A 14,805-nucleotide genomic window follows, 5' to 3' on the forward strand; every position below is an offset into this window, starting at 1 on the left:
TTGCCATAGTCGCCGTCATACTTCTATTTACCGGTGGACTTGTTCAATCCTTGAGTTTCCTTCTCTGGGTAGGAATAGTGCTGGCCATCATCGCGATCATCGTCTTCCTCTTGAGGGCAATAAGTTCGCGGAAAAGCCGCTAGGGTTTCACGTCCTAGCGCCACGAAAAGTACAAGAAATGGAGAATGCCATGAGCAACAACAATCCGTTCCCGCCGAACCAAGATGAAAACACGGGGCGTGAGAAGCCTGAAGACCCCAGGCGGGAAGAAAGGGACCCTGAGTTCGACGCTCCGACCGATCCCGATTCAAAACCCGAAGTAGAACCCGACGGGGACATGCCTCAAAGCTGAGTTGATCACAGACGTGGTTCACGATACTTGCCGTCTACGTCAGCAAGTTCATGCTGACGTAGACGGCAAGTACATGAAATTCACGTCTCATGGCCCTTCTTACTGAACCGCTCTACGAGCACCAGCCCCAATTGCATGAAAATATGTAGTAGTACGCAGTGTCAGTAAAGTGAATGAGATTTTCCCAAGAGAATGAACGAGTCAACGAGCAGCCATCATGAACCAGATCCTCAAGATCGCGACCGAAAGACGCTAGATCGCGAACTTGAGGAACTCGCCGCTGAACTCCGAATGGTGATTCCCGGCGTCACGGTCCTCCTCGCTTTCTTACTCGGACTTCCGTTCACATCAAAGTTCTCAAAACTGAGCGAAGCACAAGCCGACGTGTACTTTGTTGCGTTTCTGTCAACTGCGTTGACAGTCATATTTCTGATGGGCGAAGGCGCTTATCATCAGCTCCGCGGCAAACCGTACAGCAAAGGGAGACTTCTCAAGACCGCGATCCGGCAAATGGTGACTGCACTGATCTTGCAAGCGATTTCGTTGAGTAGTGTGGTGTTCCTTGTAAGTGACATGCTCTTCGGCACGCTAACCGCCGCAATCATTTCTACGCTGATCGCTCTGCTGATTTTTTCGATGTGGTTTGTGTTACCCCTTTACAGACGATTTCGAAGCGACCGTTAGCCGGGGGTTGATCCTGCCTGTGCCTGACTCCACCGGCACGCAGGATCGCGGTCAGTGGAGAAAGTGCTGCTCAGTCGCTACGAATGAAACGGCGCTAATCGCCTACGTACACAACTGTGATCCGGGTCTTCACTGGGCAAGACACATGATCTGAAATTACCGCACAGACCTCAGCATGCACACGCGAAACAGTGTGAACTGATCCTGCACTTGCATGCACACCGATTGCGATTTCCAGGAAAAGCGCGTCATCCGTCTGCTCCAAACAGACGAGCGGCCCGTCGTCATTTCTGAGACCAAGAATGAGTGCTCCCACTTCACTTGCTTTTGACATCTTGGTCGGGCGAAACATTGCTGTCACCCCCGGGACTGTTCTGATCAAAGTTTCGAGGTTTACGGCGAGGTCTCGCTCTCGCGGGGTATTCAACGGTCCTCCACTATTGCGCTTGAAATCTGCTGGATATCGTGAACGGTGATATCAATCCCCGCAACGTTGAGAGTGGTATGGGTCTTCAGCCTGGAAGTAATTTCTGTCCGAAGCAAGTCAGCAAGCTCTGGAATTGGGTCGCCGTACGGAACGCTCGCCTCGACACGGATGCGGATAGCTGCTCCTGGCGCGGTAATGTCGCCGTCGAATCTGCACCTGCCAACCACAACCCCGGGCACCGCGCTCTCTGCCGCACGAATGAGGCCGCGCACAGCACCCTCTGTGATCCCCAAATCAGCATCCGGAACTGAAGTCGTGATCGGAATGCGGTGTCCGGCCCGAGCATCCAACACTATTCCAGCGAGAATTCCCTGCACCCAACCCTCATGAGGCTCAGCCGCTGCTTCTGTGTCGGCAGCAATGAGTTCAACCGTAAGATGACGAAGTCGTTGGAGCGCGTCGAGCGCGATCTGGCACCCAGGCGACTGGTCGATCGAATCGTCTGCGGGGCTTCGCCCAGCATCGAGATAGTCTGAGAGCTCTTCGATGGTATGACCATTGAGGTCTTCAGGTTCAAAGGCCATTCCCGGCAGGTCCGGGCCGTGGTGTTTGTTCATCGCCACTGCTCCATCCGGATAATGATGTCCTTCCGCGCCCGAGCAAGTAGTCCTCGCACGGTGGAGGCGGAGATACCTAGCTCTTCGGCGATCTCATCGTAGCTATGTTCTCCAATCTCACGCAGCACCCAGCACTCGCGTTGAGCGGCAGGGAGCTGCTGGAGTGCCTCACCCAATGCCGCTACTTCAGCACGGGTTTCCACTGTGCTGACTGGTGCAGAGTGTTCTGGCGCGGGCACTTCAATTTCGGTGATGTCGGAATGGGATCGGGTCGCGCGCAATCGGTCGATGGCTTTACGACTAGTGATTCGCATCAACCAGCTTTTTACTCGGTTTGGATCTTCTAGCTGTGGAAGTTGTTCCCAAGCAATAATGAATGCTTCTTGCACAACATCATCGACGTCGGCTGTCCCCGAGAGGATGCGCCGAGCGTAGGCACGCATCATGGGCGCGTACCGAAACACGAGCACTGCAAACGCCTCGGTGTCGCCGTCGGACGCGCGCCCGGCAATGATCCGGTCATCAACATGCGCGAGTGGAGAACGGAATTCATTGACCATGCTCCCTCTCGCTCTCCCTTGAACTGTCCCTCACGAATACCAAACATCAGGGTGTGAGAGTCCTCGTCGCTGGCTAGCTGGTCCTATTATTTTCATCCGTTACGGGCCGTTTTTCAAGGGGAATCGCACCAAATCTTGTTTCCTGCTCGGGCCGGAAGAAGGGCGGGCAATGTAGGCCCGCCCTTCTTTGGGTTACGACTTTTTGAACGTGTCCTTCACGTCTTCCGCTGCGTCCCTCAAGTGGCCTTTAGCCTGGTCGGCTTTCCCTTCGGCGACAAGCTTGTCGTTGTTAGTGGCCTTTCCGACGCCCTCCTTTGCGTGACCGGTAGCCTTTTCGGTTGCTGCCTTAATCCTGTCTTTTGCACTCATTGTGTCATTTCCCTTCTCGTTGGCTCTTGTGGCGAATAGCCCTATCGGGAAGCGCCAGTCCACCTATCGGGTCGAAGTCGTGAGATTCGGTGTCCATGAAGTCGTGAGGTTTGGTGTCCACGATGTTGCGAGGTTACACACCCGATACGTGGACTACTGCTTCCCGATACCCCTATTCGCCATCTTGATTTACGAGAGCAGCATTCATTGGTTTGGTCTAGAAACTCTGTGTTCTGTTCAGGTACCGAGGAGAGCTTTTTGGGCCTTCTCGATGGACTTGCGCACACGTTTTGCGGCACGCTGTCGAGACTTCTTCGCATCTGGGCTCATCCAGAGTCGTTCAAGTTGATGCCGTAGGTCTTCGTAGTTCTTGCCGCGTGACTTCGCTGACTCGCGGCCTACGAAGTAGGCTGCGGTGGCAATCACCATAAGAATCAGGATGTTCTTGCGCATCTCATTACTCCCGTCATTTTCCCCCGGGGTCGGGGTTAGTTCACTCGTGCTTGGTCAGCAGCCATCCTTGAACGGACGCCTGAGTGAATCGACACAAGGGTTGGAGTCTCACGGCCCGTCAGCGTTGTAAGGCTGGTTACGAGTTGCGCGACCATGTAGGCCGCGACCTTGGGCGACGTGTTTTGCCTTGGCGTGACGCTCACGTGGAGCACATCAACCCCGTTTACCCGCCAAGCGTTCACTCTGGACGAGAGAATCTCGGCATGCTTCGCGAGCGAATGTGTAATCGCGTCGGAGACGAAGCCAGATCCAATCGTGACCGGGCCTTGGTTTCCTTCACCCGAGTCGTCCCACACAACGATGCTCGTTCGGCCTCCGCCAAGCCTCAAAATCACGAACACGGCAACCGCGGAGATGAGCACAAGTAGGATGAGAACTCCCACAACGAACCAACTCACCGTGGCCCCATCCCAGATTCGGGTCTGCTGGTTAGCATTATGCATCCATTCGGTGGCGGATGACAGCCCGGTTTGCCACACCTCCCCGGCAAACGGCCATACGGTAGCTACTACTCCAGCAGCACCCACGCCCGCGAGCACGACCCCCACAAAGAGCAGGATGATGCGGTTCAACCCGCGATTCGTGCTATTCATGTCGCACCTCCTGCTCTCCGCGAGCATGCACTCGCACGCGTGTCCGCAGCTTGGGAGTCACCGCATAACTGTCAAGCTCGCTTGCCACGCTTGAACGCACGAGCGACTTTTCGACGATCTGTCCGGGTTCCGGGCGAATCGTGACTTCTGCTGCTCGATGGCTGACTCCGACAAAAACCGAGTCTTTCGGAAGTTCGAACTCACGACGGACATGCTCTGCCACCGCGGAAGCGATCACACCATTATCTGCCACCACCGCGCAGGAAGACACACCGAGCTGATGCTTGGCAAGCCGCCCGGGGCTTACTGCGAGCCAGATGAGTACCACGCCAATTGCAGCGACTACTGCCGCGCCGATCGTGAATACCGGCTTGGGTTGTGCATCTGACAGTGTGGTCAACCAAGTCAGGAACGCTCCTGGCCCAGTGAGCAACGGAGACACTCGTAATAGGTGCAACACTATTTCAACAATTGTGTAGGCCGCAGCCACGATGATCATGATCAAAACGACGACGTTGAGCACCGAACGCGGGGAATGAGTCTCGCGACGTACCACACGTCGTAACACCGATTTCGACACCTATCTCACCCGCTTCCGTTCAGGAATGATGGCCCCCGTCACCACGAACGACACCCGCTGAATCTTGCGGCCCGTCAACGTGGCGAGCTGCTCCGTGAGGGAGGCCTGAAGCGCCCTCACACGCTCAACAAGCGGTGTTTCTGCTTGGATAGCTTCGGTGTCGTCCAGGGCAGGGATTGGCAGTTTTGATGTGATGCGTACGGCGAGTCCTTCGCCCCACTCCGCGACCTCAACGTCGACGTCACTTCGTGCGATGCCGATCGCGGCGGCCGAGGCCTCCCGCACAACCTTCTCAATAACCTGCTCACGGATGTGTGTACTGCCCGAGACTCCGGTGTGTAGATCTGAAGCCGAGTGCGCCGGTGCATGGGCTACAGCTGCGGCGCTCATGAGGATGTTCGCTTACCAGTGAACGCTCTGGCGAGAGCTCGAAGATCCAGCTGACCAGACATGATCCGGCCAATAACCGCGCCGACGCCCATCAGCAGTGCCACCAGGAGCAGCCCCCAGAATCCGAAAATTAATGCTGCGAACGCTAGAACTGCACCGACTAGCGCTCCAGCTAGTGTCGCACTCATGAGACACGAGACTCAGTGTCATCGTCTTGGTCATCGCTGGGCAGGTGCACATCGTTGACTTCGATGTTCACTTCGACTACCTGCAGACCAACCAAGTGCGTGATCGCGTCGGTGACAGCATTACGCACGTTATCGGCGACCTCTTGGATTGGCATTGGGTAGTCCACGACGATCGTGATGTCTGCGGCTGCCTGGGTTTCGCCAACCTCCACTTTCACGCCCTGTGTGAGGTCGGTCGAGTTCACCACGTCACGAATTGCACCCATGACCCGCGCACCGCCGCCGCCGAGATCATGCACGCCCGCAACTTCGCGAGCAGCGATCCCGGCGATCTTGGCAACGACTCCTTCGGCGATAGTCGTATGTCCGGCCGCAACACCTTCAGCTTCGGGGCGACGCTCCGAAGGTGCCCGATCGACCCGAGAACTACTCGGGGCAGGCTTTGCTGCCTGGCTCGGCGCGAGACCTTCAGAAATGCCGGTCGTGTTTGACTGATCTGTAACCATGGGAAGTACCTCCACATTCAGTGATGCAGTCTTGCGACCGCATCATCAACGAGCGATGAATGACGCTCTACAAATAAGACGGCGTAAAGGATGAAAACGTCACAAATTCGTGAATCACATAAAGTGGCTAGCTTTTATGCCATAGGCAGTGGCTAGTCAAGCAGACTGAATTTTGCTCCCCAAGGCGCCAGTCGGTGCCTTGCCCTTGGAGCCAGGCAGGATGACACGGATGGAAAGCATCTCTCGCTCGAACCACACCCCATCTCTCTCCACCCTCGCGAAGGCGTTAGAAACCCGCGGGCTCACTTCGCGGCCAACACCAGTCCGCGCCGCAAAGCCGTTGTCAACGACCGCGCTTCATAAGATTCTCACCAACCCCTACTACCAGGGCACCGTCGTGTTCCGAGGCGTTACCTACGAGGGTGCACATACCCCACTCGTTGATCAGGAAACCTGGCTGCGGGCGCAAATGCATCTCAGCGAGAAAAACAATGTCGGTGAACGACCTCAGAAGTACGATCACTACCTCAAAGGCAGCGTGTATTGCTCAGGCGGCGCGAAGCTCATGATCGAGTGCCCACGAGACAAGCAAGGCGAACGCTACGAATACTTCACCTGCTCTGGTCGCCGCAAAAAGAACGGCTGCACGCGCTCCGCAATAATGATCGACCGGATCGAACGTGAGGTCGAGGCTACATTTGGGCAAAATGGTCTGAGCGCTGAAGAAGCAGCCCAGACTCGTGCAGTGCTCGGGAAGGTATTTGACCAGCTCGAAGCAAGCACCGACGACGAACGTAAGCTACTCGTTGGTCAAATCGAGAAGCTTGAAGCCGAGCGTCTCAAGCTCGTTCAAGCTCACTACGCTGATGCGATCCCGCTCGACCTCATGAAGAGCGAGCAGGCCCGAATCACACGGACTCTTGACGGAGTGAAGCGCCGACTCGATAGCCTCAGCTCAACCTATGCAGAGGCGCGGGAAGGGCTTGATCAGCTTGCTGATCTCATCACCGATTTGGGTGATCTCTACCGAAAGTGCGAACCCTCTGCACGCCAAATTTTGGTAAGAGCGGTCGTCAAGAAGATCGTGATCGACGAAGATGAGAACATCAGCTACGAATCGACCAACGCAGTGAGCACTGCGAAAACCTATGCGACACAACGAAAAAACGCCGATCCGGTGACGACCGAAGGTTCGATCATCGCCGAAACCGGCGTGCATTTGGGAGAAGTTTCGAATTTCTCACCTTGGGTGGATCTGAGGGGATTCGAACCCCTGACCCCCTGCATGCCATGCAGGTGCGCTACCAACTGCGCCACAGACCCGTAGAAGTCGAAGGAATGCTCCCGCGACAACTCCTTTACTGTACACCAGGGCGGGGTGTTTCGGGCAAATCGGCGCGCGCAGCGGCGGGTTCCCGGGCGCGCCGCGTCACTCTTCGATGTAGCGGGAGTGGGCGCCGAGGCGCAGCCGCGGTGCGGAGAGGTTTTCGGCGGCTATGCGTGAGTTTTCGACACCTCTGACATTGCCGACGAGCTTGTCTGTGCCGGTGAGACCGACCACTTCAGACTTGGTGGCGCGCTCGAACGCGTGCCGCTTGTTGGTGTTGCGGTAGCGCAGATAGTAGAACACGTAGAAACCGATGCCCGCGGCGGGCCCGAGAAGCCACAGGCCCTCGCCGTCACTTTCGGACGACCAGAGCAGCGACGTGGTTATCGCAGCGGCTCCAAAGTCGATCATCATGGCTTTGCTCCTGTTCTCAAATGGATCACGCGAAGATGCCCGCGATGGCGCCGAGGATCGTGCCGACCACGCCGATCGCGACCGAAATGCCAATCAGTCGACCCTGGCGAATGGGCACGCTACCCATGGTTTCGCCGGTGCGGCCGTTGACCGCCACGTAGTGTACGAGGCCCTGCCCGGCCTCGCCGCGCGGTTGATAGTAGCTGTAGAGCCAGACCGGTAGGTACACAGATACCCAGCGGGTGCCGCGCACCGTGAGTGTCTCGCTGTCCCAGCGCACGCCGCGGTCATACTTCTTCGTGGTTTCGCCGGCCCGCACGCGGGCGATCGACATGGCGGCATCTGCGGCGCGCGGCACAATCGCGTCGATATCGAGGTTGCGTTTTTCTGAGGTGAAGCCGCGCAGATAGTTCGCGTTGTAGGCTACGGTGGCCGCAGTATCGAAGGGCTGAATCGCGTTGATCACATTGTTGGTGTTGCGAAACATGGTCATGTCTGCGCGCTCGGCCGATGATTCGAGCACGAGGTCGTCGACGTGTAGCTCAAAGCTGCGGCTCATGTTGTAAACGTCGGCGTCGTAGACTGTGACGCTATCGTCGTCGCTGCCGCGCGACACAGTGCGTCGCCCGGTCTCGATTTCTGCTTGACCACTCAGCTCGGCGTGTGCGTTCGCGTCAACGATCAGATAGGGCAGGTAGACGCCCACGACCTCCGATGGCTCGAACTGGCGCACGAACGCGGGGTGAGCGAAGAACTTGCGGCTCTTCACGAACTTTGAGATGTTCTCGATCGCCTGCTCGCGGGTGACGCTAAACGGCAGCACACCATCTGGCACCGCACCGTTGGGGAGTTGTTCGGTGGCGGAGAGGGTGTTGCGGCACCAGTGGCAGCGGGACTGCATCGCTTCACCCGTGTTGACGATCACCTCGGCACCGCACGCACCGCACTTGAGCGTGAGCACGTCTTCGGCGTCTTCGGTGATGGCGCGGGCGCCCGTACCGATGACGCGGCCGCGCAGCTCGCCAATGGGGGAGTCAAGCCCAAACGCCTCTTCGATGTTTGCTTCGTGCCACTGGTGCCGGCAGAAGTGACACGTGAGCATGCCCGTTTGAGCGCGCAGCGAGATCTCGGTGGCGCCGCAGCGCGGGCACTTGTCGAGCCCGTCGCGCTTGCCGGTCGAGGTGTCGACATAGGCGGGCCCGGCCGGTGGCTCAGCGGGACCAGCCGGTGGTGCCGCCTCGGGTGGCTGGGCTGGCTGCTGCGGGGCCGCAGACGGGGCTGGCGGCTGCTGCGGCGCGGCGGCTTGGGGCGGCTGCGCCCCGGCGGCTTGTGGCGGCTGCGCCCCGGCGGCTTGGGGCGGCTGCGCCGCATTGGCTTGCGGCGGCACTGGCGCCTCGGGCGCCGGGCCTGGCCAACCTGCGGTGTCGTTCATCTCTTCACCTCGTTGCTCGCGGTACTGAAGGTAGTCGCGCAGAGTCGCTCGCGCTACAAGCCGAGCGTCTTCTTCTTGGCCGCCTCAAAATCTTCGGCGGTGATGAGGCCCTGGTCAAGCATCTGCTTGTACTGGGCGAGCTTGGCGACCGGATCTTCTGCCGCGGGTGCGGCGGCAGGTGCTGCCGCCGCTGCGGGCGGCGCCTGCGGGGGCATCTGCTGCTGTGGCACTTGCTGCTGTGGCACCTGCTGCTGTTGAAAGTTCAACGCCTGGCCGGTCATGCCCAGTCCCATGCCCATCATCGCCATGTTACCGCCACCGCCGTCGCCCGCGGCCTCGAAGCCGCGCGCCACCGACTGCTGCAGAAACGCGCCACCGCGGTTGCCAGAGAGAGCGTCGGCCTTCTTTACATCGCTCAGCAGCTTGCGGGTATCTTCGTCGTACTCGACCGCTTGAATTGCGACGCTGACGATCTCGAGCCCGCGTGCGCTGCGCCACTGGTACCCCGCCTCGACCGCCGCAGACAGCGACTGCGCGAAACCGAGCGAGTCGCTCTGAATGCGGGCCATACGATTGCCCTTGGCAGGGTCGTTCGTGTACGTCGAGAACGCGGGAGCGAGCGAAGACACGACCTCGTTGAACAGCTGCGCGGCGGCATCGTTATCGAGATCGGTGAAGTCAAAGATGCGCGCATCGCCGCTGTAGTAGGTGTAGGGCACAAACTGCTTCACAAACAGGACCGGGTCGACGATGCGCGCGGTGTAACTACCGCGGGTCAGTGCGCCCACCTGGGTGCCAAGGAACGCGTCATCCCAGTAAATCTCAGACTGTGTACCGAACCGGTTGTTCGGCAGCTCCTTCATGCTGACGTAGAAGCCCAGCTGCTGCGCGGCGGGCTGCCCGCCAAACTTAAACCGTTCCCACGACTGCTTCACCACGGGCGCGACAAAACCGTCGCCCGCAAACATCGACTTCGACTGCGGGTCATCGGGGCGGTACTCATACCCGCCCGGGTCGGCGATAAACCCGGTGAGCTGACCATCTTGAAACGTCAACAGGGCGTACCCCTCGGGCACGATCATTTTCGACCCGTTCGTGATGATGTTCTCAGAACCGCGCGTGTTCGACCCGCGACCTGCGTTCTGACCCTTCGCTACCGCCGGAAACAGCGCCGCCGTCGGCGCGAGGTTCTCGGGCGGAAGAAGAAAGTCAAGCCACTGGTCAGCGAACATGCCGCCGAGTGAGCCGGTAAATGCCTGTATGAAGCCCATGATGCCCCCTTGCGTCGCTTCGACCGAAGCTGGGCCGAAAGATTACGTTGCTCATGAGCCTAGCGCTCTGGCACCGTAATGCAACAGGCCGGAATCAACGCCAATAATGAGGTGGCATGCGCCTGAGTGACGGCGATCACCATAGGCTGAGCACATGCGTAACGAACGGCACGAGCCCAAGCAAGCCCCCATTCGGCGGGCCCTGGCGCGCGCCTTTTGGCGGCTGTCGCGCTGGCAACTGCAGCCCGAGACACAGCCCCCGGCGGGCCCGCGCATCTTGCTCGGTGCCCCACACACCTCAAACTTCGACTTCGTGCTCATGCTCGGCATCGCCTGGGAGGCGCGCATGCGCATCCACTGGCTCGGCAAGAAAGAACTGTTTCGCGGGCCGGCTGGCCCCGTGATGCGGGCGCTCGGCGGAATTCCCGTCGACAGGGCGAACCCCGAGCACCTGGTGGAGCAGATCACCGCGCGCGCCGGGCGCGACCCTGGGTTTTTGCTCGTCATCACCCCCGAGGGCACGCGCAGCGGGGCCGGTTGGCGCAGCGGCTTCTACCGCATCGCGTTCGCGGCCAATCTGCCGGTCACCCTCGGGTATGTCGACGGCACCACGAAGACCGCTGGCCTCGGCCCGACGCTGTCACTCACGGGTGACGTCGTCGCCGACATGAACGAGGTGAGAGCCTTTTACCTCGACAAGTCGGGTGCGCGGCCGCAGCTGCGCACCGAGCCACGACTGCACGACGAAGCAGCGCTCACCCGCCTCCTCGCCACCGAATGACCGTCCCACGCGTGAGCAGGGCGCCACTTGCGCACGTACGGGAGTATGGTGAAGGAGGGCGACGGAGCCGCCGTTCGCCGCACAACCACGGAGGTTCTCATGGCCGACAGTTGGCTTTCCACGCTCATCACGTCCACCCCTGAAGAGGGCTTTGCGCTCGCGGTCAAGATGTCGCGCATGGGCGTCAAGACCACCCAGCCCGACGTCGAAGTGTTGCACAAGCTACGCCCCGAGTACGCCGAGAACGCCGACAGCCTGACCGCCGCCTCGCAGGTCGTCGCGATCAACTTTCAGACCGTCGCCGCCGCCAACAACTACTGGCGCTAACGGCACCGGCCCGAGTAGAACGGACCAGACACCGCTATGGCAGCACCGGCGCTCAACGCAGCCCAGGTCGAAGAGATCCTTGCACGCTCACGCGCGGGCGAAGGCCGCGCCGCGCTCGCCGCCGCCTATGGGGTTTCGGTGTACACGATTGACTCCGTACGGCGCGGCCGCACCCGCGGCGCGCAGGATTCGCAGGCGCGCAGCCTGTCAGCCGCACAGGCCGAACAGATCAGGCAGCGACACACCGCGGGTGAGACGCAGACCGCACTCGCCGCAGAGTTTGGCACGAGTCAGCAGGTCGTAAGCCAGATCGTGCGCGGCGTCACCTATAAGTAGCCGCGTGCGCCCCCGGCTGCGCGAGAATTTGCGCTGCGGCACGAGCCCCGGCTCGTGCCGCAGCGACAGGATCCGGATCACGGGCGAACGAGGCTAGAAAGCCCGCGGCAAAATGGTCACCCGCGCCCGTCGTGTCGACGATCTTGGGCACGGGCGGCACCGGCACCTCGGTGCTGTGTGCGGTGCTGTTGCGCGCGCTGATGCTGCGCAGCAGCACCGGGCCGCCGCCGCGCTTGATCACCCAGAGCGCGCCGCGCGGTGGGGTGGCGTGAGGGAGCCCGAGCAGGGCAGCCTCTTCTTCGTTCGCAAACAGCACCCGGGGGGCGATGCGCCCGAGCAGGTCTTGCACCCGGCCAAGCCCCATCTGCTCGATGAGTCCCACCGACGACGCGTCAACGCTGATCGAAATGCCGCGCGCCTTCGCGCCGGCGCACAGCCGCTCGAACACGGCCGACTCGCGGGGTGAGTCAAAGCCGTAGAGGGGCACGTGCAACCAGTCGAGGCCGTCGAGCCACGCAGGGGTGAACGGTTCGACGGCGCGCGCCGTGGAACGATCCGGCATCATCGTGCGCTCGCCGCTCGCATCGATCAAAATGACGATCGTGTCGCTGCGTTCGCCGCGCTGCGCACGCACATCGACCCCCGAGGCGGTGAGATCTCGCACGAGCCCGTCACCTGAGGCGTCGCGCCCGACGCGCGTGATGAGGCGGGAAGCGCAGCCGTGCACCGCGAGGGCGTGCGCCACGTTCGCGGCGCTCCCGCCGCGCACACGAAAGATCTGCGACGGCGTATCGGTGCCGTAGGCGATCTCGCCGCTCAGCCAGACGATGATGTCTTCAACAAGGTCGCCGGCCACGCCGACGAGCGGTGTGGCTCTCACCCGACGTGACCCATCGCCGCTGCGATCTGCGCCCCGAGCGCGACATTGCCGCGGTACGCGGCGAGGTTGGCGCGCATGCTCTCACCCTGCGTGTGCTTGGCGATGTAGTCGAGCAAGAACGGGGTGGTGTCGTGGCCCGCGATGCCCAGTTCTTCGGCCTCAGCCCACGCCTGTGCCAGCATCGCGTCGTGCAGCGCGGGGTCGAGCTGCTCGCTCACCGGCACCGGGTTGGCCACCAGAATCGTGGAGTCAATGCCGAGCGCATCACGGGCGTCGGCCATGCGTGCGATCTCGTCGGGGGAGTCGGCCGAGTACTCGAGTGTAAAGCCCGAGTCAGACACGTAGAACCCGGGGTACTGGGTCGTGCGGTAGCCGATCACCGCGAGGTTGAGCGTCTCGAGCCGCTCGAGGGTGAGCCCGATGTCGAGGATCGACTTGACGCCCGCGCTCACCACGACGAGCGGCAGTGTCGCGAGCGTGCCCAGATCGGCGGACTCGTCGAAGCTCGTCGCAGCGCCGCGGTGCACGCCGCCGAGGCCGCCCGTCGAGAACACGCGCACGCCCGCGCGCGAGGCCAGATACCCGGTGGCGGCCACGGTCGTGCCGGCGCTCAGTTGTTTGCCGACAGCGACGGGCAGGTCGCGCAGGCTCGCCTTCACCGCGCTGTCATCGCGTGAGAGCTGCACGATCTCATCGGGTGAAAGACCCACGGTGGGTCTGCCGTTGACCACCCCGATTGTGGCGGGCACGACGCCCGCTTCTCGCACCTGCTGCTCGGTCGCGAGGGCCAGTTCTTCGTTGTGGGGGCGGGGGAGACCGTGGGTAAAGATCGTTGATTCGAGCGCCAGCACGGGTACACCCGCGGCGACGGCTTCACGCACCTCGGCTGAAACGTGGATCAAGTCTTGAGACATTAGTGTGCCCTTCTTCGCGTTCGCCCCGTTGCGAACTCGCGTGCGGCCACCCTACGCCGCAAAACCCCGGTCGGGCAAGCATGCGCGAAGCGCTACTGGCTAACGTCACAAGTCGGTCACAAAGCGCACCGGCGGGGTTTACTCTCGGGCGTGTCGTGGCGATACTTGACGGCACATGAAACCCGGGTTTCGGTCGGGTTTGGTCAGCAGGTCTGATCAGCAGGTTCCAGTCAGCACGAGGATGTGATGCACATGGTGGGACGCGTCGACGTAGCGCGCCTGGCGGGCGTAAGCCCCGCCGTCGTGTCTTACGTGCTCAACGGCTCGCACCCGGTGTCGGACGAGACCAGGCTGCGCGTCGAAGCCGCAATCGAAGAACTCGACTACCGCCCCAACGCGCTCGCCCGCAGCCTCGCGACCTCGCGCTCGCACACCATCGGGCTGCTGTTGCCCGACTCGTCGAACCCGTACTTCGCGGAGCTCGCCTCGGCCGTCGAAGACGCGGCGCTGCGTGCAGGCTTTGTGGTGCTGCTGGGCAACGGTGCAGACGACGCGGCGCGCGAACTCGGGTACCTGCGTGCATTCCAAGACCGCCAGGTCGATGGTGTGATCGCCGTGTTTGGGGCGGGCGTCGAAGCGGGCTGGCACGAAATCAATAAGCGGCACATGCCCGCGATCTCCCTCGACCGTCTACCACCCGGCCTCGACGTACCATCCGTCGTCGTCGACAACGTGGGCGGGGCGCGCACTGCCACGGAGCACCTCATTACACACGGGCGCACCCGCATCGCCTGCATCACGGGTGGCGCAGAGCTCTCATCGGCGCAGGATCGAGCCACCGGCTGGCGTGAAGCCCTCGTCGCCGCGGGGCTCCCCGCACAAGACGAAATGGGGCACTCGCTGCTGCGCTACGGTGACTTCACCGTAGATGCGGGCTACGTGATGGCGGCGCAGCTGCTTGCGGCTTCACCGGGGGTTGACGCGATCTTCGTCGCCTCCGACCTGCAGGCGATGGGGGTGCTGCGCGCACTGGCAGACGCCGAGAGGGTGCCAGGAGCCGATATCGCCGTAGTGGGGTTTGACGGCACCAAGCTGAGTGAGTACACGACGCCCCGGCTCACCACCGTGACTCAGCCTTATGCGCGCCTCGCCGAGGAAGCCGTGGGAATGCTGTCTGCGCTCATGGGACGCTCGGGTTCACACGCAGATTCAGACTCGGACTCAGACGCAACGCACGCTGACACCGCAGCGCACCTGACGCTGCCCACCGAGCTGACACGCCGGGACACCTGCGGCTGCGGGCCGCCCTAGAGCGGGCCGCCCTCACGTTTCTATCCAAATACT

Annotated in this window: 20 protein-coding genes, 1 tRNA gene and 1 pseudogene; 7 read left to right on the forward strand and 15 right to left on the reverse strand. The window is 61.3% G+C overall.

Translation table 11 applies throughout. The annotated features are described in order from the left end of the window. Window positions 1-190 precede the first annotated feature (190 nt). Window positions 191-352 carry a hypothetical protein gene (locus ACXR2W_RS00725; RefSeq protein ID WP_458815295.1) on the forward strand — a complete coding sequence of 54 codons (162 nt, stop codon included), beginning with the start codon at window positions 191-193 and terminating at the stop codon, window positions 350-352. Window positions 353-544: 192 nt separating this feature from the next. Then, window positions 545-1,036 carry a DUF6328 family protein gene (locus ACXR2W_RS00730; RefSeq protein ID WP_458815297.1) on the forward strand — a complete coding sequence of 164 codons (492 nt, stop codon included), beginning with the start codon at window positions 545-547 and terminating at the stop codon, window positions 1,034-1,036. Between the two features lie 423 nt (window positions 1,037-1,459). Here the strand turns inward: ACXR2W_RS00730 and ACXR2W_RS00735 are convergent, their stop codons facing one another. The 9 genes from ACXR2W_RS00735 to ACXR2W_RS00775 all read right to left on the reverse strand — a co-directional run bounded on the left by ACXR2W_RS00735 (window position 1,460) and on the right by ACXR2W_RS00775 (window position 5,779). After that, window positions 1,460-2,080 carry an Asp23/Gls24 family envelope stress response protein gene (locus tag ACXR2W_RS00735; protein WP_458815299.1) on the reverse strand — a complete coding sequence of 207 codons (621 nt, stop codon included), beginning with the start codon at window positions 2,078-2,080 and terminating at the stop codon, window positions 1,460-1,462. Next, window positions 2,077-2,640 (reverse strand): RNA polymerase sigma factor, encoded by a 564-nt coding sequence (locus tag ACXR2W_RS00740; protein WP_458815301.1) that lies wholly within the window; start codon window positions 2,638-2,640, stop codon window positions 2,077-2,079. The genes ACXR2W_RS00735 and ACXR2W_RS00740 overlap by 4 nt, the downstream gene beginning before the upstream one ends. Window positions 2,641-2,832: 192 nt before the next feature. After that, window positions 2,833-3,009 (reverse strand): CsbD family protein, encoded by a 177-nt coding sequence (locus ACXR2W_RS00745; RefSeq protein ID WP_458815303.1) that lies wholly within the window; start codon window positions 3,007-3,009, stop codon window positions 2,833-2,835. A gap of 237 nt (window positions 3,010-3,246) precedes the next feature. Continuing rightward, window positions 3,247-3,462 (reverse strand): hypothetical protein, encoded by a 216-nt coding sequence (locus ACXR2W_RS00750; protein WP_458815305.1) that lies wholly within the window; start codon window positions 3,460-3,462, stop codon window positions 3,247-3,249. Window positions 3,463-3,497: 35 nt separating this feature from the next. Next, complete coding sequence (locus ACXR2W_RS00755; RefSeq protein WP_458815307.1) at window positions 3,498-4,115, reverse strand: hypothetical protein; 618 nt, start codon at window positions 4,113-4,115, stop codon at window positions 3,498-3,500. Next, on the reverse strand, window positions 4,108-4,638 hold the full coding sequence (locus tag ACXR2W_RS00760) for a DUF6286 domain-containing protein (RefSeq protein WP_458815309.1): 531 nt from the start codon (window positions 4,636-4,638) through the stop codon (window positions 4,108-4,110). Before ACXR2W_RS00760 ends, ACXR2W_RS00755 begins: the two co-directional genes overlap by 8 nt. Window positions 4,639-4,695: 57 nt before the next feature. Next, complete coding sequence (locus tag ACXR2W_RS00765; protein ID WP_458815311.1) at window positions 4,696-5,085, reverse strand: NTP pyrophosphohydrolase; 390 nt, start codon at window positions 5,083-5,085, stop codon at window positions 4,696-4,698. Continuing rightward, on the reverse strand, window positions 5,082-5,273 hold the full coding sequence (locus tag ACXR2W_RS00770) for a DUF2273 domain-containing protein (protein WP_458815313.1): 192 nt from the start codon (window positions 5,271-5,273) through the stop codon (window positions 5,082-5,084). The genes ACXR2W_RS00765 and ACXR2W_RS00770 overlap by 4 nt, the downstream gene beginning before the upstream one ends. Further along, window positions 5,270-5,779, reverse strand: a complete 510-nt coding sequence (locus ACXR2W_RS00775; RefSeq protein ID WP_458815315.1) for an Asp23/Gls24 family envelope stress response protein — start codon at window positions 5,777-5,779, stop codon at window positions 5,270-5,272. The genes ACXR2W_RS00770 and ACXR2W_RS00775 overlap by 4 nt, the downstream gene beginning before the upstream one ends. 229 nt (window positions 5,780-6,008) lie before the next feature. Between ACXR2W_RS00775 and ACXR2W_RS00780 the strand changes: the two are divergent. Beyond that, window positions 6,009-6,251 (forward strand): annotated as a pseudogene (locus tag ACXR2W_RS00780) (recombinase family protein); the annotation flags it as partial. A 778-nt stretch (window positions 6,252-7,029) separates the two neighbouring features. Here ACXR2W_RS00780 and ACXR2W_RS00785 read toward each other — a convergent pair. From ACXR2W_RS00785 to ACXR2W_RS00800, 4 genes are all read right to left on the reverse strand, one after another. Further along, window positions 7,030-7,102, reverse strand: a tRNA-Ala gene (locus ACXR2W_RS00785). A gap of 106 nt (window positions 7,103-7,208) precedes the next feature. Next, window positions 7,209-7,520 (reverse strand): hypothetical protein, encoded by a 312-nt coding sequence (locus ACXR2W_RS00790; RefSeq protein WP_458815317.1) that lies wholly within the window; start codon window positions 7,518-7,520, stop codon window positions 7,209-7,211. Between the two features lie 25 nt (window positions 7,521-7,545). Then, entirely contained in the window at window positions 7,546-8,952 is a 1,407-nt protein-coding gene (locus ACXR2W_RS00795; RefSeq protein WP_458815319.1) for a TFIIB-type zinc ribbon-containing protein, read from the reverse strand. A gap of 53 nt (window positions 8,953-9,005) precedes the next feature. Continuing rightward, window positions 9,006-10,223: an SHOCT domain-containing protein gene (locus tag ACXR2W_RS00800; RefSeq protein ID WP_458815321.1), complete on the reverse strand. Its 1,218-nt coding sequence runs from the start codon at window positions 10,221-10,223 to the stop codon at window positions 9,006-9,008. A gap of 154 nt (window positions 10,224-10,377) precedes the next feature. On the opposite strand from ACXR2W_RS00800, the gene ACXR2W_RS00805 reads away from it, so the two are divergent. The 3 genes from ACXR2W_RS00805 (at window position 10,378) to ACXR2W_RS00815 (ending at window position 11,667) form a co-directional block, all read left to right on the forward strand. After that, complete coding sequence (locus ACXR2W_RS00805; RefSeq protein ID WP_458815323.1) at window positions 10,378-11,004, forward strand: 1-acyl-sn-glycerol-3-phosphate acyltransferase; 627 nt, start codon at window positions 10,378-10,380, stop codon at window positions 11,002-11,004. 99 nt (window positions 11,005-11,103) lie between these two features. Continuing rightward, entirely contained in the window at window positions 11,104-11,331 is a 228-nt protein-coding gene (locus tag ACXR2W_RS00810; RefSeq protein ID WP_458815325.1) for a hexameric tyrosine-coordinated heme protein, read from the forward strand. A 36-nt stretch (window positions 11,332-11,367) separates the two neighbouring features. Continuing rightward, the gene (locus tag ACXR2W_RS00815; protein ID WP_458815327.1) at window positions 11,368-11,667 is read left to right on the forward strand and encodes a hypothetical protein; all 300 of its coding nucleotides are present in this window, start codon (window positions 11,368-11,370) and stop codon (window positions 11,665-11,667) included. Here the strand turns inward: ACXR2W_RS00815 and ACXR2W_RS00820 are convergent. Both ACXR2W_RS00820 and ACXR2W_RS00825 read right to left on the reverse strand, forming a co-directional pair. Further along, window positions 11,654-12,547, reverse strand: a complete 894-nt coding sequence (locus ACXR2W_RS00820) for a carbohydrate kinase family protein (RefSeq protein ID WP_458815329.1) — start codon at window positions 12,545-12,547, stop codon at window positions 11,654-11,656. The two genes, ACXR2W_RS00815 and ACXR2W_RS00820, sit on opposite strands and share 14 nt — an antisense overlap. Continuing rightward, the gene (locus tag ACXR2W_RS00825) at window positions 12,544-13,461 is read right to left on the reverse strand and encodes a pseudouridine-5'-phosphate glycosidase (RefSeq protein WP_458815331.1); all 918 of its coding nucleotides are present in this window, start codon (window positions 13,459-13,461) and stop codon (window positions 12,544-12,546) included. The genes ACXR2W_RS00820 and ACXR2W_RS00825 overlap by 4 nt, the downstream gene beginning before the upstream one ends. A 252-nt stretch (window positions 13,462-13,713) precedes the next feature. On the opposite strand from ACXR2W_RS00825, the gene ACXR2W_RS00830 reads away from it, so the two are divergent. Next, on the forward strand, window positions 13,714-14,772 hold the full coding sequence (locus ACXR2W_RS00830; protein ID WP_458815333.1) for a LacI family DNA-binding transcriptional regulator: 1,059 nt from the start codon (window positions 13,714-13,716) through the stop codon (window positions 14,770-14,772). Window positions 14,773-14,805: the final 33 nt, after the last annotated feature.

The organism is Leucobacter faecis (assembly GCF_054456695.2).